Here is a 21,781-nt window from a genome sequence, read left to right as displayed (position 1 = left end):
TTATGATTAAGTAGAAAAGTGATGTTAGAGAGAGGCGTAATATTTTGGCATCACAACACTGGTCTCTCCTACGTCTTTCACAAATCCGTCTTCAAGCCAAACTACTCTAGTGCATAAACTTTCAATTTGCTTTGGTACATGGGACACAAAAACAACAGTCATGTTGGAATTTATTTTATTTATCATTGCTTGTTCAGCTTTCTCTTGAAATGCTTTGTCACCAACCCCTAGCACTTCGTCAACAAGAAGCACCTGCGCATCTATCGCAAGTGCAACAGAAAAGCCTAACCTTGCTTTCATACCCGCACTATAAGTTTTAACCGGCATATCGAAAGCAGTTCCAAGTTCAGAAAAGTCGAGCACTTGTGCTAGGTGCAATGTTGCTTCTTTTTTTGTCTTGCCCAACAGCATTGATGATATTAAAGCGTTGTCTCGGCCACTTAACTCGTTGTCGAAACCAGCAGACAACGTTTGCAAAGTAATTTGCTTGTCATGGTGTTTGATAGTGCCTGAATCTGGAGAAAACACTCCGCTTAGTACTTTTAGCAAAGTAGATTTACCACAACCGTTTCTGCCGACAACGCCAAGGGTTTCACCTCGGTAAACGTTAAAAGAAACATTGCGTAATGCAAGCTTTTCCGAGTGTCTAAAAAAGCTTTTTCTTGTTTTGAAAGCTACGCACACATCACGTAATTCGATACTTATGTCGCTGTTCACTGAATTACAATCCTCGGGTAACGCTGATCGAACTTTTTGAGAAGACCAATGGCAATACATAAAAGAGCAAGGCTAATAAAAAAAGACGTTAAAAAGCCAGCTAAGTCAGGTAATTGACTATGCATTATTACATCTCTGTAATATTGAATAAGGTTTGCTAAAGGGTTCAAAAAGAAAATTTCTCTGTGCTCGGGAATAAGAATTGTCATGGGATCATAGAAAACACCAGAGCCGAACATAAGTAGAATTGATGATGTGCTCACAATAAAGCGAAGATCTGGCAAAAAAGGAATGAGCGAACAAAAGATAATAGCAATACCTGAGACGAATATCAGCTGTGTGAAAATTACAGGAAGTAGCCCAATCCATGCCAGAGTGGGTTGAAAGCCCATAATGACCATTACTATAAGCATTAGAAGAAAGACAACCATTGTCTTTACTAAATCTTGTAATATAACCACAGTTGGAAAAAAAATTTTGGGGATATTAATTTGGTTCATTAAGCCAGCGCCGTCTGACAAGGCGTTAGAACAGTTCCCCACCGTCCTTGAATACCACAGGAAGGGTATATTTCCACAAATCAAAAACGCGACAAAGTCTGATGAGCCCTGATTGAGTAAAATACCAAAAACCACATAGTAAACGGCAATAAAAATGGCAGGCTCCAAAACCCACCAAATGTAATTTAAATAGCTTTTAGAAGCTTCAGATTTTAAGTTTAGTAGCACTTTAAGCCAAACTAAACTCCAAAACTGCACTGAAAAGACGGTAATGTTCATTAATTTTCGTTTCGAATAAGAATGCGTGAATCAGACGTTGTGTTTGATTGTTGTATTTCGTTTTGTGTAAAGATAATGCGCATTGTTTTTGTCACACGCAATTGTACTTGCTAGCAGCGGCCAAAAACATCTTCAAATCGCACTATGTCATCTTCACCCAAATAACTACCGCTTTGTACTTCAATCAGTTCTAAGTCTATTCGGCCGGGGTTGCTCAAACGGTGTGTTGCACCTAGTGGAATATAGATAGATTGGTTTTCCGATAACAACGTTTCTTCATTGTTTACCTCCACTAACGCACTACCAGACACGACAATCCAATGCTCTGCACGATGATGGTGCATTTGCTTGCTTAGTGACATGCCAGGTTTCACTGTAATTCGTTTTACTTGATACCTGTCACCGCTATCAACAGAGTCATATTTTCCCCAAGGGCGTCTTACTTCTCTGTGTAAAAGGTGCTCTGTGCGATCTGTATTCTTCAGGTAGTTCACTACTTCCTTTACATCCTGCACGCGGTCTTTTTTAGTGACTAGAATAGAGTCTTTCGTACCAATAACCACTAAATCTTCAACACCAATAGTGGCAACAAATTGATTTTCAGACTGAACTAGACAGTTTTTCGAGTCGATATTTCTTACATCACCTAGTGAAACATTGCCGTCATCATCTTTATCTAGCACTTCCCACAATGAAGAAAAAGATCCAACGTCACTCCAACCTACAGAAATGGGTAGCACGAGTGCTTTTTTGGTGTTTTCCATTACGGCGTAGTCGATCGAGATATCGGCGCATTGCTCAAAATCTTCTTTTGCAACTCTTACAAAATCTAAATCTTTAATGCTGTTTTCAAATGCCTTTAGCGCGCTTTTGTAAACATTTTCATGATAAAGCTTTAGTTCATTCAAGTAGCTGTCAGCTCTAAACACAAACATACCGCTATTCCAGAAATAGTCGCCACTGTCTACGTATTCTTTTGCTATGGTTTCATTGGGCTTTTCAACAAACCTCAGTACTTCAGAAATATCGGTTTTAGATTGAGCATGAATATATCCATACCCCGTTTCGGGTTTCGTTGGAATAATGCCAAAGGTTACCAAGGCTCCGCTTTTTGCAGAATCTATTGCCTGTTCAATAGCGGTGTTAAACTGCGCTTCGTCTTCAATAACGTGGTCAGCTGGTAATACTATCAGTACGGCTTCTTTGTCTTTTTCAATGGCAGAAAATGCCGCTAAAGCAATAGCTGGGGCGGTGTTTCGTGCAATTGGCTCAATAATTATAGCCTCTGCATCTTGACCAACTTCGCGAAGCTGTTCGGCAATAATAAAGCGATGCGACTCGTTGCAAACGGCAATAGGCTTTTCAAATTGCGTAACGCGAAGAGCAGTTTCTTGCACCATTGTATTGTTGCTGGTGAGTTTTAAAAACTGCTTCGGGTAATGCTTTCTTGATAAAGGCCATAGTCTTGTACCAGAACCGCCAGACAAAATAACCGGATAAACCTTCGACGTCATATCAAATAGCCTTATTAACGATAATGTTGTAATTGTGGGTTACGCCAATAAAGTGCACCGGCACCCCCTCAGCAGATAACTTTACAAAAGTGCAAGCGTGATTGCGCCTGATGAACAGACGAAATATGGTGTGGCAGCGCGATATGAAACTGCTGAATATGCAGGTTCTTTTACTGCTAGGTAGTATTGATTCCATGTAAGTAGTCACAGCTTTGTTAACTCGTGGCTTTTGGTCCGTATAACCACTCTGCTTTTAATTTTATTTTTTCTAAAAAGTAAGCGCAACGCCGCAGGCACTGTGCATGTAAGTGTTAAATTAAACTAGGTAGATGTAAACCGAAAATTGGTAGTCACACCAAAAAAGTTGCGCTGCAATCGTAACACTTTCCATTGGGCATTCCCAATAATGCGCTAAGAAATAAAACGAATGCATAAGCGCGTTGCGTGCTTTCAAGTAGTTGCGTAATTCGATTAATCGGTCACAATACGTTTTTCATTTTACAGCGAGTTGAGTGATAGGTAATGCGTGTAATGCACATAGGGAAATATTTCGCCCCGTTTAAGGGAGGAATAGAAAATATGATGCTGGCATTGATTGATGCTCAAGTGAAAGCAGGTTTAGCGGTTTCAGTATTTGTCCATCAGCACGAAAAAGGCATGCCATTTGTAAAGGAGCAGCGTAAAGGTGCACTTATCTACCGTACGCCAATTGTTGCTAAACTGCTGTTTGTACCTATTGCCTTAATGGCATTTTGGCATTTGCGAACCGCCATAAAAGAAACTAACCCTAACGTTTTGCATGCGCATTTACCCAACGTAACGTGCTTTCTTTTATTGTTTATGAAAACCGCGAAACACACCCCGTTAATTCTTCATTGGCACAGTGATGTGATAGGCGAAAAACCGCATTGGGCCATTAAATGTTTGTATCCTTTTTACCAATTTTTCGAGCGAGCGCTACTGAAGCGCGCCAGCAGAATAATTGTCACCTCTGAAAACTATTTGGGCAGCAGCGCGCCGTTATCAGCGTTTAAGCACAAGTGTGTGGTTATTCCGTTAGGTTTAATTGATGCGGAAAACCAGCACCAGGCAGACTGCAATACATCAATGCCGTCTACAATAAACGCGTTGTGTATAGGCAGGTTAACTTATTATAAAGGGCATGAGTATTTGTTAAACGCCATGGCAGCCTTACCCAATATACCCTTACAGTTGAATATAGTAGGCGATGGTGAATTGCGCGATAAACTGCAAAAGCAAGCTATGCAGGCCGGGTTAACCCATCGCGTTCGTTTTCTTGGGCAAGTAGACGACGCAACGCTTAACGAGCTAATTTCCCATTGTGCATTTCTGGTGCTTTCCTCTATTGAGCGAACAGAAGCATTTGGACTAGTTCTTTTAGAGGCCATGAGAGCGGCTAAGCCTTGCATTTGTACTGATGTACCAGGGTCGGGCATGAGTAACGTGGTAATACACAATAAAACAGGGCTAGTGGTCAAGCATGCCGATGTTAGCGCGTTAGCTAATGCGCTTAATGAGTTAACCAACGATAGGCCGCTGTGCGAAAGGTTGGGTGAAAATGGAAGGCGGCGTTTCTTAAGCGAATTTACCGTACATCGTGTGGAAGAAGCCACGCGCAGACTTTACGAGGCAGTTGCCAATGCGTCGCAATAGTAATTTATTGGTTATAACGTTACCATAAGCCTATGACTACTGTAACTGATAACAAACTTGCCATCATAATACCGGCCATGAACGAAAGTGGTTCGATAGCAAGTGTGCTTAGCGATATAACCGAGCATTTTAAGTGCACGGTTATTGTTGTTGACGATGCCAGTACAGATAACACCGCTCAAATAGCGCGGGGGCTAGGTGCTTGTGTATTGTCACATGCTATTAATTTGGGGGCATGGCGAGCAACGCAAACGGGCATACGCTATGCCCTAAAAAAAGGTTACGAGCGTGTTATTACCTGTGACGCAGATGGGCAACACCCCGCACATTCTTTGGTTACTTTGCTTGAAAATGCACCGTTGGAAAATCATTGCACCATTGGGGCATGTACGTCTCGCGGTAGTTTAGGGCGTCACATTGCTTGGCGCTTGTTCAAGCGGCTTTCAGGGGTGAACGTGAGGGATATTACGTCAGGTTTACGGCTTTATACTCATCCTGCAATGCAAGTTTTAGCATCGTATCAAGCAACCATGTTTGAATACCAAGACGTGGGTGTATTACTTATGCTGAAACACTTAAAAATGCGTTGTAGTGAAGTCAGTGTCTGCATGAAGCAACGGGAAGATGGAATATCACGCATTTTTCATTCTTGGTTAGCGGTGTTTAAGTATTTACTTTACACCTTTATTTTAAGTATGACTAAGTTAGGGCCACAAGCAGTGGATAAATACCATAAACAATTAACGGCAGGAGCTGAACTTGACTAGTGCGCATCTTATAGCGGCATTTATTGGCGCGGTGTTAAGCCTAACCATTGTGTTTTTAACACGACGAGATCACATTTCTCCGCTGGTGGCAGCACGTTGGTTTGCCTTGGCTCTGCTGGTTCTATTCGTTGGTTTTTTTCCAGGCATAGTTGATGTAATTGGCGGGTATTTAGGTATAGGTTACCCTCCTATAATTCCTGTTCTTGTAGCTTTAGGTGCCGCAATGGTCAAGATTTTGCTTATGGATATTGAGCGCCAACGACTAAATACAAAGTTAGATCGTTTAGTTCAGCGCATGGCAATACTAGAAAGTACCATTGAACAGAGCAATATTGTACAAGGCAATTTCTCTGCGGTTAATACGGATAAAAAAGTTAAATAGCCGCTTCAGTTACTTAAACCTAAGCGTTTTTATTTCCAAGGCAGCTTTCTTTGTTTTTGGCGTTGGAATAATTAGCGCGTCATGGTTACACTGTGACACTTCAATGTTCACGCCATGTCGAAAATAATAAATACGGCGTTGCTTGTATTTTAAAAGCAACCAAACTCAATATTTAATTCAGAGTTATCAACACCCAATATGCTCAAAAACATATCTTTGTACGATTTTGGCTATAATTTTCTTGGCCCAGTATTATCGCGTTATGTAAGTGTAGTAAGTGAAAAATTGTCACAGCTTCCTGAAAATAAAAAAGTTTTTCATTTGGCTCGTGAAGGTTACGCACTGGAAAAAGCATTCGACCACGTAATGCCAAATAACGTGCCCAGTGCTTATTTGAATGTGTCTCGCGTATTCTTATTTAGAATTATGGCTGATGTAGATGCGTCATGGCCGTTAAGCGTTAAACATGGTTTCAGTGGTACGTTGGCACAGTTTCTTCACGCTCGTTTTGCTTTTTCACAGCAAGAAATCGATACGCTAGTATCTGGTGAACAGCAAGAAAAAACGCTGGTTTTGCCCGATGATTACAACAACGTATGTAGCATATTGAAAGCATGCCAACACAAAATTAGAGAGCTGGTAAAACCAACAAGAGACGTATACCTGCGTTATTTAGATACCTTAGGTTTTGCCCACCACGATGTAACCCCTGTTGTTTTAGATGTTGGCTATTCAGGTACTATTCAAAAACTATTAACGTTGCTGGTTGAAAAAGAGGTTCATGGTATTTACATGATTACGACCCAAACCGGCAGCGTTGCTCTAGGGGGAAATAACGCGCACATCGATCACGTATTTAAAACCGATGTTAAAATGGGGGGCGGTTACACCCTTCTTGATCGTTCGATGTTTTTAGAAGCCCTACTTACTGCACCTAACGGCCAGTTTGTCGATATTATTGAAGACGGCAACACCAATACGTTTCATTTTTGCTATGGAAAGAAAACCTATACCCAGGAAAATTTCTCTGACTTAGATACGGTGCTAAGCGGGGCGTTGTCGTGTGTTGAACATGCTCACAATCACCACATCCACTATTCTTTGAACGACATTGAAACGTTGTTTGCCGCTTATGTAACACAGCGCAACTTACTGCCGCGAGCCAGTTGGCCTCTTTTTGTTTTTGACGATGCAATATCGGGCGAAGGCAATGTTAACCCTTTAAGCTTTTTTGGGCTGTAGTATGAAGAACACATTAAGAAAAATTGTCAGAAGCACTCAGCAAACTGTTGAAAAGCGTCTTCAGCCGTCTGTTGCAAAAGCGTTCAAACATGCAAAAGCTGAAGGGATATTCGACTACAGCTGGTATAAAGAGCACTACGGCCAGTTTCCCCACGAACTCGCGGCGTTTAAAGACTACCAAAGCAAATCGACATCTTCGAACGTTAACCCATCGGCGCAGTTTGATACCGAGTATTATCTAAGATCAAACGTTGACATATACCTTCAAGGGGAAGCGCCTTTAACGCACTACATGTATCATGGCCGCCATGAGGGGCGGGCGTCGTCTGGGGTAATAAGCCGATGGCTACCTGCAAGTGAGCTTTTAGCAAAAGACTCTGCTACATGGAAGCAACAAAAAATAGCCATAGTGCTGCATATCTTTTATCCCGACTTTGTGAAAAAGTTTGCGGCAACGCTTAGCCAATTTCCTACGAATATCGATGTATTTGTTACGGCTGCGTCACCTAGTATAGAAAAGGCTGCGGCCCAAACGTTTAAAAAACTACGTAAAGTGAATAATGTTTTTACTGTAGTAAGTGAAAACAGAGGACGTAACTTCGGCCCGTTTTTGGTGCACTTTGGTAAAGAATTGCTTAATTACGATTTAATGTGTCATTTGCATTCTAAAAAGTCACTGTATAGCGGAAGAGAGCAAACACAGTGGTTTGATTATCTGAATAACTTTTTGCTGAAAGATAAGCATGTTGTTAAATCGGTGCTGCGGTTGTTTAACGATAACGAAGCGCTTGGTATTTACTATCCAACCTCGTTTTGGATGATGCCGGCGTGGGTTAACCATTGGACATGCAATAAGCCCTTTGCTCAACCGTTTGTGGATAACTGGGGTTTAGATATCTCCGACAACTTCTTGAACTACCCTGTTGGTGGCATGTTTTGGGCCAGGCCCAAAGCGTTGGCGCCATTATTGAGTGAAGAGTACACCTACGAGGACTTTCCTGCAGAGCCATTGCCAAATGATGGCAGCTGGTTACACGCGCTTGAGCGAGTACTTGGGCTATTGGCTGAAAAGCAAGGCTATAAACAGTTCTTTTATTATCCGCCTCAAGGCAAGTTTACCACTGACAAAACGTATATATCGTCTAGTTACTACAAATCTCCAGAATCGTTACTAGGGGACTTGCAAAACTTTGACATCGTGTCGTTTGATATTTTTGATACAGTTCTTCGCAGGCAATACATCGCGCCAGACTACGCCAAATTGAAACTAGGGAAGGCGTTAGTTAAAGAAGGTGTGGTGACGTCGGCCGAGGCCTTTGTAGCTATGCGCAATAATGCCGAATTGGAATGCCGCAAAGCACAAAACTTTGAAGGCGATGTAAGTATTTTCGAAGCCTATACGCAACTTTCTCATGCGCTTAACATAAGTGAAAGTGAAGCCTCCAAGCTGGCCGAGCGAGAATTTCATTACGATTTAGCGATGGCCATGCCGAAAGACGAGATGGTAAAAATTGTTCATGAATTACATGCAATGGAGCGCGAGATTTGGTTTGTTACCGATATTTACTACACCAGGCAACAAATAGAAAAAATGCTTCGAAAAATTGGAATAGCTATTCCATTTAAGCTATTTGTTAGCGCCGATATCAAAAAGCGTAAAGACGCTGGTACAATGTGGACTCACATCAAGTCACTAACTGAAACTGAAGGCAAGTCGTTTATACATGTTGGCGATAATGTACGTTCAGATGCACAAATTTGTGGTGATTTTGGCCTGCAGAACGTGCACATTTTAAACCCAATGGACAAATGGAAAATTGCAGGTTTTGACATACCAGCGTTAGACAGCGAACAAGACATTCTAAAGTGGGGCCCGTTAATAAGTAATGTAGGGCGTTACCCCTTCTTCGGAGAATAATATGCCAACAATCATTTTTCACCCGGGTATTGGCAAAACGGGCACAACAGCAATTCAACGCTATGCTAAAAAACATCTAGTCAGCGAAGACAGTGGTATTAATTTAATATACAGCCCTATTGGTTTAGACGATAAAGACGTTCATAACAGCTTTGCTGATAATCACCCTACATTTAATCCGCACACCTGTAGCAACAATGTGTTGAAACTTATTGAGTTTGCGAAAGGTACTCAAAAAAATGTATTAGTGTCGAGCGAGTTCCTTATTCGTTCGTCTGCCCCTCATATACGCCAAATGTTAGAAACGATCCGTAGTCACAACGTACAGGTAAAAGTGGTGGTTTCTATTCGCAACTATGTTGACTACCTTATATCGTCTTACTTACAGGCAATAAAAGTAAAGTGGGGTATGAAACCAGGAGAAACGCTTGCGCAGTACAGTGCACGTGAATTACAAAATGTAAGAATGACGATGCTGGTGGACCAATGGGCGCGGGTAATTGGCGATAACAATATTTATATTTTTGACTACGACAAGCACAAAAACGATTTACTGAATGTTTTCTTTTCTGCATTGGCCGAAGAAAAGGTAGAGATTGAAGGCAATAACGAGCGCGTAAATTCGTCTATTAAACTTAGCTACGCTAATACCCTTTTAGCGTTCGACAAAGTGAGTAATAACATGCAGCAAAGGGCTGATTTAATTGCTTTGTTAAACCGCTGTAGTTTTGAACTATTCGACGAGTCACAGCATAAGCGTGAAGTACAAAATATTGTTAAGAACCAGTACAGCCATGACGTTGACCGCCTTCAAGCGCGATATAATCTTATTTAATGCAGCAACGCGAGAAGCCTAAAGCGTTTATACAAAGTGGTAGTAATGTTTGGTTTTAAAAAAAGTAGTGTGGGAATGGAACAAAGTAATAGGTTAGCTTATAAAAACCCAGTGGAAAGGCTGGTGAAAGGAAAGGCAACAGTGCAAGCAAAAGACTTTCTAACTATGCTTTCTGATACCGACCTTACTGACACACGTATGTATAACAGTAAATGTACGCTATTTGATAGCCAATACGGTGTTTACGACGATGTACTGTTACTGCCCTATAAAGAAAACGTACATATTCCCGTCGACAGGTTTTTCGAGCACTGGGCTTACGATAAATACTTGAACCCTATTACGTTGGCTAATCATTACAAGCCTGTGCTTAAAGGCTACCGCGATCACTCCATGATCCCGCATTATCCTTTTAAACAGCAGGTTCATGAAACACAAGAAAGTGGCCTTCACTACTACATGGGGTTGCTGAACCCACATTATGGGCACCTGATCCAAGAAGCAATAACCCGTATTTGGCTTGCGCTAGACAAGCCTAATTTCATAGATAGCAATACAAAATTTGTGTTTCATGTGTTTAACAACGCCGGGCAAAATATTTTAAACACGCTGTTTTCATCAGGGCTTGGTGCGTTTTTTGAAGCAATTGGTATTCAAAAAAGCAACGTACTATTGGTGAATAAGCCCATGTTACTAGAGCGGTTAATTGTGCCCGAAACGGCTATAGCGATAAGCGATGGCGATTGTTTCATGAGTGACAATGCACGCCGTGTGTGGACGCACGTTAACAGCGTAATGAGTAACAGCACTAAAAACAAAACGCCTTCAAATAGCCGCACAAAAATTTACCTTAGCAGGGCAGCAGTAAAGAACCCTATTCAGGGGCGAGTGCTTATAAACGAGCAAGAAGTAGAACACTATTTTACTCAGCAAGGATACCGAATAGTTATACCCGAACAACTTACGCAACATGAAATGCAGCGCGAATTAAGCAACGCTAGTGTAATTGTTGGTAACCCTGGTTCAGGCCTTCAAAACGCATTTTTTATTCCGCACAGTGCTTCTACGCTTGGGTTAACGTGTAAACCTATTATTCAAATTAATCCTGGGCTAAACCATCAAATACATACCGACATTGTATGCGGACACAAGACTTACGGCTATTGCTCAGATGACTATGAAGTTGGTAATAACTTTATTCACTGGAAATTAGACGTTAACGACTTACACCGAAGGTTGCAGCACAATGCGCCGGAGTTTTTAGCGTGATGAAATTGTTTAAATTGCGCAAACAAGCAAATAGCGCGCGTAAAATCAAAATTGTGGCTATTGCGAAGGACGAAGCGCCGTATTTTTCACATTGGGTATACCATCATTTACATTTCGGGTTCGACGCTATAAGCATTTATATTAACCGAACCACAGATAATTCGACCGACGTGCTTGATGCAATAGTACAGGCTGATGAAAGAGTTCAATGGCACAGCGCAGACTGGGTTGACTATTTGGGTGACCACGTTAGAACGCACTTGCAAAGTATTGTGTATTCAGCGGCCTACCAACAAGCTATGGATGAAGGCTTTTCGCATGTGCTTTTCATTGATATTGATGAGTACTGGATACCTAAGGATTTCACTACAAGTATTCATCACTTTCTAGACGACTTTCACCCTGAAAGTTCAGTGTCTTTTCAGTGGTTGTGCGAGAATGGCGGGATGTCGCAGCCATTTGATGTTTTCCCTGCCACCTTAACAGGTGTAAATACGGTACAGGTGAAGACACTAGTAAATAAGTGCAGCGGCATTCGAAGAATGGGAATTCACATTCCAATTTTCGTTGACGGAAGTAAGCACTTTTTTGCAGACGGCACGCGTTTTGTTCGCGCTAAGCAAGAAAACGAGCAGTCAGATATTGCCCACGTTGGTATGAAAAACGCGTTTATTCTTCACCGTCTGTATCGGTCAGAAATGGAATATGTTGTGTCGTTAACCCGTGGAATACCAAACGAAGTAAATAAGTGGAAAAGCAATAGAGCGGGCTTTGTAACCTCGCACCCAAACCAAGAGACTGTTTCCTTACCTTCGGGGGCTTATGAACGTTACTGTAACCAATACACGGTGTGGCGTGATAGTTTAGGTATTGAGCAGCAGGAAAATATGGCGAAAAATTTTATTGTAAATAAATACAAAGACGCCCTAAATACACTAGCAAGCCCAGATGGACAGGCGTTAAAGCAGGCGCCGATGCTGCGAGGCGTTAACTTAGAAAATACTGTGTGTTTGGCGGAAAAAAGTAAATAATCATGGCGTTTGACTTAAGCAGTGACAAAAAAATATTACTGCACATTGGACCTCCTAAAACAGGGTCCTCAGCAATACAAAAGTGCTTTTCGGATAACCGAAATACATTGTTAGATAGTGGCATATTTTACCCGGCTCATCTAACCGACGCTAACGGGATTAGTTCGGGCCATCAAGAAACGATCCTGTCGCAAAATGACCGCGGTGAATTTGTAATAGACAGAGCTAAAATTGCCCAAGTTATTACGCAGTTTACTGCGAGCTCGGCACATACCATGGTGTTAAGTTCTGAAGCATTTTTTAGGCGCGCCTCAACACTTGTACGTATTCTGCCAAACTGCGAAGTAATTGCATTTGTGCGTAATCCGATAGATTTCATAGAGTCGCAGTACAACCAGTCGGTTAAGCGGCACATGAATGCCAGTAAGATAGAATTGCCATCGAAACTTGGGGTAGGGCAAATAAAAGCACTTACCGAGTTGCTGGAAGAGAATGAAAACAAGACATTTCATTTACACACTTACTTACGCGGCGAAGATGTTATTGATAAATTTGCTAGCCTAGTAGGGGTAAATAAATCGCTGACAAAGCCTAAAAATCAAGTTAATTCGTCATATACCCACGAGGCGTTGCAGTTCAAACGAATGATAAATACGTTTAGCTTGGCGAAAATTGATGCTGAGCTGGATAGAGCGTTACAAGGCTACACCGAAGGCTGTAGCGAATACACCTACATTCCCCAAGAAAGGTATCTGGCGTATCAAAAGTACTGTAAAGCTGTGCTAGACGAATTTTGTAGTAAGTTTGAGGTTCATGGCAGTAGCGATTTGTTTGCTGAGCTAACCCTGCAAAGAAGCGAAGTAGAGAAGCAGCAAACGATTGGGCCAGATGAATTGCGTGCGTTAATTCAGTTTTTAAAGTCGCATCATAGAACAACGTTTAAAAAACTGCGAAAAGGTTTGATATATGCTGGTAGTGATAAGCAGGATGTGCAGAGCGTGGTTGGGACGATAATGAGCGAATGGTCGCTATGGAAAAACTGGGGATGAAAATTTTATCGTTTCCTTTGCCGAATTTGACCAATGATATTTTGATTCTTGGTCGATTTTAAAGATTTAGGGGCGTATTTAGAGTAATAGTGTCAACCATTACGCTGGCACATAGCTTTTACTAAGTGAGTCTGCAGAGCTACATGTTCGTCTTTAACTCGTGAAAAATGGTACAATTAATAGTAAAGCGCAATGCGTAATTTGTGTAATTGAGAATGAATTTAATTAGCTAAAACTTGAGACATGGTGATAAGGTGCCTTTGGACAATTGTAAAAATATACAGCATTTCTTTAACAAATCTTGGTATGAAGAGAAATACGGCGTCTCTAAGGAGTCTGACTTTTTCGATTTTGGTTGGAAATCGCTAAACAACCCATCTGAAGACTTCAGAACGAAAGAATTCATTCAAGCGCTTGAGGAATCAGGTGTCGCCTCTGAAGTAGATCCGCTCACATATCTCGGGGAAATGAAATTCTATAATGCTTTCAAAGCAAAGAGCTTTGAAAGTTTAGTAGAACAGGTTAGGTTTATTTCCTCATTGAGCCAGTATTGCTACTTAAAACTAATCGTTGATGAGGATTGGTATCTAGGGAGACATCAGGATGTATATCAGAATGGTTTTCACCCTTTGTATCACTTTTATTTTTATGGTGTTGAAGAAGGAAGACCGTCACATAACGAGATTGAATTAAGTGACGTTTTCGATTTCGATAATGCTGAGGAGTTAAAAAAATTAATATTACAGCCTCTGGACAGAGCTAGTTATGAGAGGTTCATCCGGCAGCTTTACGCAAAAAGCGAAACATTTTTAAAAGCCCATCATCCCGACACTAAACTCAAGCCGAGTATATTTGACCCCAAATGGTATCTATCAACCTACTCAGATGTGAGAGAGAGTGGAATTGACCCATTTTTTCATTTTGTTAATTTTGGCTGGAAAGAAAACAGAGACCCCAGCGCGCTATTCAATACAGAAATTTATTTGAATAGTGAATTCGGTTTTAGAGAAAAGCTGTTGGAAACTGATCAAGATCCACTTCAACATTACATACAAGTCGGTCATACCGAAGAAAGAGAGATTTTTAATAATCAAAACTATGTAGGGTATACTCGTTACTTTTGCTCTACCGAGCCTCTAATTTTTACAAAATCTGATTTTTCTTGCGACGAATTCATTAACCAATCTGCGGTTTTTATTCATTGTTTTTATCCAGAAGTTGCCGACGAGTTAATTCAGTCATGTTTAGCGAAAAAACTTAATATTTATGTTTCATTTGTCCATGGTACTGAATATCAATATTTAATAGAAAAATATCCGAGTATAAATTGGAAAGTTTTTCAAAACCACGGCAGAGATATACTTCCGTTCTTTGAGGGGTTCAAGCAAGAAATACTCTCTTATAAGTACGTTTTACATTTGCACACAAAGAAGTCGCTTCATTACGGTATGCAACGGAGTGATTGGTTGCAATATAATGTAAATAGCTTGCTTGGAAATTTAAAACTAGTCCATGAATCATTGTTGGACGAAAGAACTGCGATTGTATTTCCCGAGCCACCCAACTTTGTAAAGAGTGTAATGAACTGGGGGGGGAACTTTGAAAGGGTAAAGGTATTACTATCTTCTCTAGATATAGAAATTGATTATTGGGATAAATTAGACTTTCCCGCCGGGAGTATGTTTTGGATGGACACTGATAAACTGAGAGGTTTTCTCTCGCAGACATATTCAAAATATCTATTTGAGTCGGAAAAAGGGCAAATCGATGGTACATTGGCACATGCGATAGAACGTGCTTTTGGAGTATTCGCTTTAAAATGTGGGTTTAATTTACTTCCAATACGTGATGAAAACGATAAAAATTTCGACTTTTCAACACAACCAATTGCAGTGCCATATTCAGTTGAAAAAACAAAGGAGTACTCTCCTAATTATAATCTAGCGCTGCGCAGCTACTATCCGGAGTTAACGCCTTTTTCATTTGCAGCGTCTGATAATAGAGCTAATCGTTTAAACCTGTTGATTCCAACACTAGATCCGCAGCACATCTTTGGTGGCATATCTACTGCACTCAAGTTTTTTTATCAATTAGCTGAATGCTTGGGGTACGAAACGAGAATAATCAGTACAGACTCTATATCCACTAATAATATATCCTCGAATTACCCACTGTATTCAAATTATCCATTAGATTTTTGCGATGACAACGACCCGCATCACATAATTTCTGCCGTACCGAGAGAAAAAGGAAGCTTAATCGTTCGTAAAAACGATATTTTCGTGGGAACTGCATGGTGGACCGTCAACCATCTCGATCAGATTAATGCGTTTCAACAACAAGAATATTGTCATTCTCCTGACCATATTTACTTGGTTCAAGATTATGAGCCTCATTTTTATGGATGGTCATCCAAAAGTGAGCTGGCCGATGCAACTTATCTGAATGACTACATAAAGGTATTCAATACGCAATTATTAAAAGACTACTTCGAATTACGCGGAAAACTTACAGGTACTTCTTTTGTATTGCGACCTTCGTTAAACAATGCTATCAAAGAAAATTTGATAGCGAACAATGGAAAATCGAAGCAGAAACAGATTTGTTTCTATGGCAGACCTTCTGCAGAGCGCAATTGCATAGAAATAATTTTTGAAGCTCTTTCGATCGTGAAAAGTCAGATTGGAGATGAATATTCTGAATGGCGATTTATATCTATTGGAGAAGAATACCATTCTGACTTAGCCAAATCGCTTAATGTAGCGGTTTTCGGTAAGCTCAGTTTGAAAGATTATGCCGCACTCTTATCTGAGTCTGCTATTGGTATTTCGCTTATGGTTTCACCTCATCCTAGTTATCCACCCTTTGAAATGGCTGCAGCAGGTATGAGTGTCTATACCAATTGCTACGATAATAAAATCGACTTGGCAGACGCAAATATTGTTGTAGGCTCCTCATCACCGGAGGAAATTGCAGCGTTTTTAATCAACAAAATTGCGGCCTTTAAACAATCTAGTTATACATACAAATTTTCTGATGAAGCCTATGGTGAAGGGCTAGACTTGGCGCAAATTTTACAATCTATTAAAAGAGTGATCGATTAAATGTTGAAACAAAAAGTCTTTTTCATGCACATTGCTAAAACTGCTGGTTCAAAAGTAAATACGCTCTTCCAGAATGTTGTAGATGGAGAGCGTTATCAAGAGCATTGTGAATTCAAAATAAACGAATTTGACAATTTGATCGAAGAGAAAGACTTTATTTCTGGTCACGTTTACTACATGAAGCTACGCAAGCATCTTGGGGAGTTTTATAAATTTACCGTTTTGAGGAGCGGTGTGAGTCACCTATCGTCTCATTTACTTTGGCTAGACCATTACAATTTACCAGAGAAAAAAGCAGAGTTGAATAGACTATCACCAGATATTCAAGAGGTCGTTTATCAAATAGCTAACACAGATATAAATGACTACAAAGAATTAGACTACTTGTTATGTAATCTAGACGAAACCGGTATCAAATTATTAGACAACTGTCAGTCTAGATATTTTTTGAATTTAGATCGTGCAATTAACATGGCAGATATTCCGGCAATATTAGCGACTGCAAATGAATTCGACAGGATAGTTTTTCAAGATAACTTTATTGCTGGTATAGACGAAGTTTTCAACGATTTGGGGATGGAAGATTGTAAGGCTGGGCTAGACTTTGCTAGCAAAGTAAATGAAAAAAAATCTCAGAGAAAAATAGATGTATCATCTCCAATACTACGGCAAGTCTTGTCTAGAAGGTGCATGGTAGATGAGAGGGTTTTTAATTTACTAAAAAGTAAAAGAGCATAATATGAAGAAAATCACAATATTTGCTAATTGCCAGGGAGAGGCCTTATACAAATATTTCGAAGAAATTGGCATTGCAGATGAGTTTTTTTTAATAAAAGTTGCTCCGATTCAAACACTTCGAGGAAAGGATATTGAAAGAGTTGAGGCTGCAGTTTCTGAAGCAGATATAGTGTTCGCGCAGTATATTTCTGATTCATATTTTATAAAGCGGTTTTCTTCAAGCTTGTTACTACAAAAAGTGCAAGAGAAATCCAAAATAATCACGTTTCCCAATTTCTACTTTGACGGTTTTTTTCCTCATCTCGGAATGCTTCGCGGTGTAAGGTCTGCACTTCATTTAGTTCATGATTACAATATAGTCGCAGGTTACCTGGCAGGCATGTCAGTTTATGAAATTATTGAGCTGACGCAAAGTAACGAGTTTTATACTAAAGAGATGTCTGAGCGTTTTTTTGATAGTTCATTAAGCGAACTAAAAAGGCGGGAGGTTGAGTATTCACTGCTCAATGGCAGTAAAATAATAGAAAATCACTTCAAAGAGAAGCGGCTCTTTAATCAATTTAACCATCCAACGCGGCAATTTTTCTCGATGTTCTTCGACTGTGTTAAAAACGTTCTACCAGAGTTTTCTGATTTTAGTCTTCCCTCGTTAGGCACAGATTACTTGGATCATATAAAATGTCCGTTGTATCCATCGACTCATCAAAATCTACAGTTGAAATTTGAAAACCCAATAAAGTTCAATGCAAATGGTCGTTCACTATCTGCTGAAGAAATTACCGAAAGATTTTATTTCGATTATCAAAAAACGGATAAGAGTTTACTAGAGGAAGCGATGTCTTCTAAACAATGGGTGAGTGAAAACATTAAAAGATTAGGCTATTAAATGAAAATTTGTTTATGCGTTTCCGGTCAATTTAGGAACATTGACAGGTGTGTTGAGAATATTAATAATTTTGTAGATTCGCTAGAGTTAAAACACCCCCAAGCAAAGTTCGATATATATATTGATACTTGGGAAGAACAAGGGAGCACATCAGACTTTACTCGCCTGCTTCCTGATGAATTTACTCAATTTATGCCTATTGCACTAAACAGGAATGACAGGGCAAAAACTCAAGATAGCAACATATCCGCTCTTCTCCCTTTTGTTAATCGATTAGTGGACGAAGTTTCAGACAATACACCTGTTACGCAAAAAAAACTCAAAGATATTAAGTATTTTTGTGACGCTAAGATTGAACCTTATAAACAGTTTGAAGAGAGCAATCAACAATTATTCAAATTGGTAGATTCGCTGAACTTGCCACGTGGCATGCTTCCGATGTTTTATAAAATTCATAGTTGCTTAGAGTTAACTAAAAAGTTCGCAATTAATTATGATCGGTACATAAGGATCCGTCCGGACCAAAAGATAATGTTAAGCGCATTCGAACCGGAAGATATATTAACTGCGCCTCTTTCGATACTATTTCATCCAGCTTACAGTAGGGGCCGTTTCAGTTCTGACCAGTTTGCGGTTGGTGATAGTAGGAACTTCGGGCGTTATTGTTCTGTCTGGCAGTATCTAGAGCAATATTTAACGAACGAGATTCACTTGCTCTCGCCAAATTTATTAAACCCCGAATCATTGGTATATGAACATTTAAGTTACTTCGACGTTAGCTGGAGAAATATCTTTCATCGTCCGTATCCACACTTTATTGGTGGTAAAGTTTTGAAAGAAAGCTTTTTCCCTGAAATTATAAGACTGGTAGCAGAAGGTGAATATCATGAGGCGTTGGAATCGTGTATTGATCAATCACTTTATTTTAATCAGATTTCTGACGATAGAATCGAATTAGATAATATTTCTGAAGCAATTGCTAAATCGAAATTCAGACTTAAGTTATTGAAAAGTCATATGGAACACGACGTGTTGAACGAATATGAAATTCTTAGTGAGCTACTTCAAAGTAAAAATAATATTTCTAAAAGCGCAAATTTCGCTGCGGAACAACGCTTGGCGAAATTATCACAGATGCTACCGGGGTAAACCATGAAGAAACTCATCCTAGACATTGACGGTACTCTTACTATCGACAGCGATGCTGACTATTCAAGCAAACCAGTAAATGAAGAGTTAGTCCGAAAATGTATTGAGTATAAAGAAAAAGGGTTTGAAATTATTTTGTTTACAAGCAGAAACATGCGAACTTTCGATGGGAATGTTGGAAAGATAAATGCTAACACAATACCGATTTTGATAGAGTGGTTGGACAAAAATGGTATTCCTTACGACGAGGTGCACGTAGGAAAACCATGGTGTGGTTTTGAAGGCTTTTATGTTGACGATAAGGCAGTTAGACCATCTGAGTTTTGTAATTTGTCTTACAGTGAAATTCAAGCCTTGATAGAAAAGGAAAATCCTTACAAAGATGGTGGGAATAAATGATACTCATAACATCAGGGGAGTACATTCAAGAGGAATTAATAGCTGATATTGGATATATACCTCCTTCGTTCTTACCTATAGGCAACAAGCGGTTATACGAGTTGCAAGTAGTCGAGCTCAAAACTGCTTACCCTGACGATAAGATTTTTATGTCATTACCAGCTGACTTCGTTGTACAGGACCATGACCGCGATTTGCTAAACGCGCTGGGGGTCGAGATAATTTACTCCCCTAAAGGATTGTCATTAGGTAACGCCGTTTTATACTCATGGAATGCAGCGGCACATTACGATAACAACTTGATTATATTGCATGGTGACACTCTTATTCAGAGTGACCAGTTCCCCGCGACGGATGCAATTAGCGTAAATGAAAATCTGGGTTTCTACAATAGAGCTAGATTATTGAAATCCTCGCACTTAGAGCGAGACATCGTAGATTCTCTGGCAAGCAATAATGAAGATGTCTTATCAGGCTTTTTTTATTTTTCAAAACCTCTTCATTTAATGCGAGCATTGGTCGAACATTCTGGTTGCTTTACGACAGCCTTAAAGCGCTATAACGAATGTATCGGGTTTGATTTATTTACCAAGGGTATTTGGTTGGATTTTGGCCACGTAAATAGTTTTTACCATTCAAGAACGCGGATCACAACTCAAAGAAATTTTAACGAGTTAGAGATAACCCAACGATTCGTAAATAAATCATCACCATTAAATTCTAGAAAAATAGAAGCTGAAGGTACCTGGTTTGCCAACCTTCCTCTTGGCTTGAAAATTTACACGCCACATTTACTTGAAAAAAACGTGGATAACTACAAATTAGAGTATTTGTATCTTTTACCATTGAGTGATTTGTTTGTTTTTGGATGTCTACCTAAATTGCAATGGGATTGTATATTTGACGCTGTTTGGGAAACTCGCGAAGCGTTTGATAAATACAAAGCCCCTTCCGACTTCAATGTGAAGGGCTTAGACAGTTTATATTTAGAAAAAACACTGGAGCGAATCTCAGAACTGCAGTCTCAAACTACATCTAAGCGACTATTTGAGTCAGTGGATAAAGACGCAGCAGACTTAACGACTATTGCACGAACAGTTTCGTCTTATATACGACCTTGCAGAAAAACAGATGTAGCGATTACTCATGGCGACTTTTGTTTCAGTAATATACTTTACGATTCCAAGGTGCAGATTATCAAGTGCATCGACCCCAGAGGTACGCTACCTACTGGAGAAATAAGCTGTTTCGGCGATCGAAGATATGACATAGCAAAGCTATATCACTCGGTTATTGGTAAATATGACCATATCATTGCTGGTCAATACAGTTTGTCTGAAAAAGCTGGAAAAGTTGGGATTGAGTTTTCAACTAATAGGGAAGAACAAGCAAAGATAGAAGAATCTTTTAGAAAAAAGATTATCGTGAAATCAGGGTATGAAGAGCGTGAAATAATAGCTATTACTATACTACTGTTTCTTTCGATGTTGCCATTGCATGCCGACCGGCTAGACCGACAAACTGCTTTTGTTGCAAACGCTATTCGTCTCTATGAAAAATTAAAGGAATGTTAAATGATAGTCATACCAATGGCAGGTCTCTCCAAGCGATTTTTTGATGCAGGGTTCGATGTTCCCAAGTTCCAATTGCTTGCAAAAGGAGAGTCATTGTTTGCACACAGTGTATCAAGTTTTAAACGTTACTTTGAATCTGAGCTTTTTGTTTTTATAGCGTTGGCTGATTTTGATACTGAAAAGTTTATAAAAACAGAGTGCGAAAGATTAGGTATAGCTAATGTTCGGGTGGTTATTCTAGAAAAACCTACGAAAGGGCAAGCCGATACTGTGTATCAGGGACTTGTTAAGTTAGAAGAAAAGAGAGATGAGCATCTTTTCATATTTAACATAGATACGTTCAGGCCTAATTTTAAATATCCTGAAGAATTTAATTTCAAGTCGGTAGAAGGTTATTTAGAGACGTTTATTGGTAGTGGTAAAAACTGGAGTAATGTAGTTCCAGTTGACGATACATCCCTAGCCGTAAAAAAAACCGCGGAAAAACAAGAGCTTTCAGAGTATTGTTGTACAGGCTTATATTTCTTTGGAAGCGCACAGCTTTTTATTGACACCTTTTTAGAGTTCTCGGCTAGTGAAAGTATGTATGCTGTTGCTGGGGAATTATATATAGCACCGATGTATAACATCCTAATTGAGAAAAATAAAAATATTAGATACACCGTGATTAACCGAGACGATGTTATTTTTTGTGGTGTACCGGCGGAGTATTACGACTTTTTACAAGAAAGCTAATTAAATTGACAAGAATGTA

The 21,781-nt window shown here is 39.8% G+C and carries 19 protein-coding genes; 16 read left to right on the top strand and 3 right to left on the bottom strand.

The features are described from left to right. Positions 1-24: 24 nt before the first annotated feature. The 3 genes from BK026_RS12180 to BK026_RS12170 form a co-directional block, all read right to left on the bottom strand. Positions 25-717 carry an ABC transporter ATP-binding protein gene (locus BK026_RS12180; protein WP_071816087.1) on the bottom strand — a complete coding sequence of 231 codons (693 nt, stop codon included), beginning with the start codon at positions 715-717 and terminating at the stop codon, positions 25-27. Further along, the gene (locus tag BK026_RS12175; protein WP_083575079.1) at positions 714-1,496 is read right to left on the bottom strand and encodes an ABC transporter permease; all 783 of its coding nucleotides are present in this window, start codon (positions 1,494-1,496) and stop codon (positions 714-716) included. The genes BK026_RS12180 and BK026_RS12175 overlap by 4 nt, the downstream gene beginning before the upstream one ends. A 110-nt stretch (positions 1,497-1,606) precedes the next feature. Next, positions 1,607-3,010 carry a mannose-1-phosphate guanylyltransferase/mannose-6-phosphate isomerase gene (locus BK026_RS12170; protein ID WP_071816086.1) on the bottom strand — a complete coding sequence of 468 codons (1,404 nt, stop codon included), beginning with the start codon at positions 3,008-3,010 and terminating at the stop codon, positions 1,607-1,609. Positions 3,011-3,541: 531 nt separating this feature from the next. On the opposite strand from BK026_RS12170, the gene BK026_RS12165 reads away from it, so the two are divergent. From BK026_RS12165 to BK026_RS12090, 16 genes are all read left to right on the top strand, one after another. Continuing rightward, positions 3,542-4,684: a glycosyltransferase gene (locus tag BK026_RS12165; RefSeq protein ID WP_177247910.1), complete on the top strand. Its 1,143-nt coding sequence runs from the start codon at positions 3,542-3,544 to the stop codon at positions 4,682-4,684. Positions 4,685-4,716: 32 nt separating this feature from the next. Beyond that, positions 4,717-5,451 (top strand): glycosyltransferase family 2 protein, encoded by a 735-nt coding sequence (locus tag BK026_RS12160; protein ID WP_071816084.1) that lies wholly within the window; start codon positions 4,717-4,719, stop codon positions 5,449-5,451. Then, the gene (locus BK026_RS12155; protein WP_071816083.1) at positions 5,444-5,833 is read left to right on the top strand and encodes a DUF2304 domain-containing protein; all 390 of its coding nucleotides are present in this window, start codon (positions 5,444-5,446) and stop codon (positions 5,831-5,833) included. Before BK026_RS12160 ends, BK026_RS12155 begins: the two co-directional genes overlap by 8 nt. A 198-nt stretch (positions 5,834-6,031) precedes the next feature. Then, positions 6,032-7,075: an HAD family hydrolase gene (locus tag BK026_RS12150; protein WP_071816082.1), complete on the top strand. Its 1,044-nt coding sequence runs from the start codon at positions 6,032-6,034 to the stop codon at positions 7,073-7,075. Between the two features lies 1 nt (position 7,076). Beyond that, positions 7,077-8,993, top strand: coding sequence for a rhamnan synthesis F family protein (locus BK026_RS12145; protein ID WP_071816081.1), 1,917 nt, complete (start codon positions 7,077-7,079; stop codon positions 8,991-8,993). A 1-nt stretch (position 8,994) separates the two neighbouring features. Further along, positions 8,995-9,828, top strand: a complete 834-nt coding sequence (locus BK026_RS12140; protein WP_071816080.1) for a sulfotransferase domain-containing protein — start codon at positions 8,995-8,997, stop codon at positions 9,826-9,828. Between the two features lie 45 nt (positions 9,829-9,873). Next, positions 9,874-11,097, top strand: a complete 1,224-nt coding sequence (locus BK026_RS12135) for a glycosyltransferase 61 family protein (protein WP_071816079.1) — start codon at positions 9,874-9,876, stop codon at positions 11,095-11,097. Next, on the top strand, positions 11,097-12,128 hold the full coding sequence (locus BK026_RS12130) for a glycosyltransferase family 92 protein (protein WP_071816078.1): 1,032 nt from the start codon (positions 11,097-11,099) through the stop codon (positions 12,126-12,128). Before BK026_RS12135 ends, BK026_RS12130 begins: the two co-directional genes overlap by 1 nt. Before the next feature lie 2 nt (positions 12,129-12,130). Next, positions 12,131-13,177 (top strand): hypothetical protein, encoded by a 1,047-nt coding sequence (locus BK026_RS12125; protein ID WP_071816077.1) that lies wholly within the window; start codon positions 12,131-12,133, stop codon positions 13,175-13,177. Positions 13,178-13,431: 254 nt separating this feature from the next. After that, a complete protein-coding gene (locus tag BK026_RS12120) occupies positions 13,432-16,281 on the top strand; it encodes a rhamnan synthesis F family protein (RefSeq protein ID WP_143142125.1) in 2,850 nt (949 codons plus the stop codon). After that, on the top strand, positions 16,282-17,019 hold the full coding sequence (locus BK026_RS12115) for a hypothetical protein (RefSeq protein ID WP_071816075.1): 738 nt from the start codon (positions 16,282-16,284) through the stop codon (positions 17,017-17,019). Position 17,020: 1 nt separating this feature from the next. Next, positions 17,021-17,905, top strand: a complete 885-nt coding sequence (locus BK026_RS12110) for a WcbI family polysaccharide biosynthesis putative acetyltransferase (RefSeq protein ID WP_071816074.1) — start codon at positions 17,021-17,023, stop codon at positions 17,903-17,905. Then, on the top strand, positions 17,906-19,054 hold the full coding sequence (locus BK026_RS12105; protein ID WP_071816073.1) for a hypothetical protein: 1,149 nt from the start codon (positions 17,906-17,908) through the stop codon (positions 19,052-19,054). 3 nt (positions 19,055-19,057) lie between these two features. Beyond that, entirely contained in the window at positions 19,058-19,453 is a 396-nt protein-coding gene (locus BK026_RS12100; protein ID WP_071816072.1) for an HAD hydrolase family protein, read from the top strand. After that, entirely contained in the window at positions 19,450-21,027 is a 1,578-nt protein-coding gene (locus BK026_RS12095; protein WP_071816071.1) for a hypothetical protein, read from the top strand. The genes BK026_RS12100 and BK026_RS12095 overlap by 4 nt, the downstream gene beginning before the upstream one ends. Beyond that, positions 21,028-21,762 carry a hypothetical protein gene (locus tag BK026_RS12090; protein WP_071816070.1) on the top strand — a complete coding sequence of 245 codons (735 nt, stop codon included), beginning with the start codon at positions 21,028-21,030 and terminating at the stop codon, positions 21,760-21,762. Positions 21,763-21,781 lie beyond the last annotated feature (19 nt).

Origin of the sequence: Alteromonas sp. V450 (assembly GCF_001885075.1) — a bacterium.
Lineage (GTDB): Bacteria > Pseudomonadota > Gammaproteobacteria > Enterobacterales > Alteromonadaceae > Alteromonas.
The sequence above is the reverse complement of the archived record's forward strand: the minus strand, read 5'-3'. Positions and strand labels throughout refer to the sequence as shown.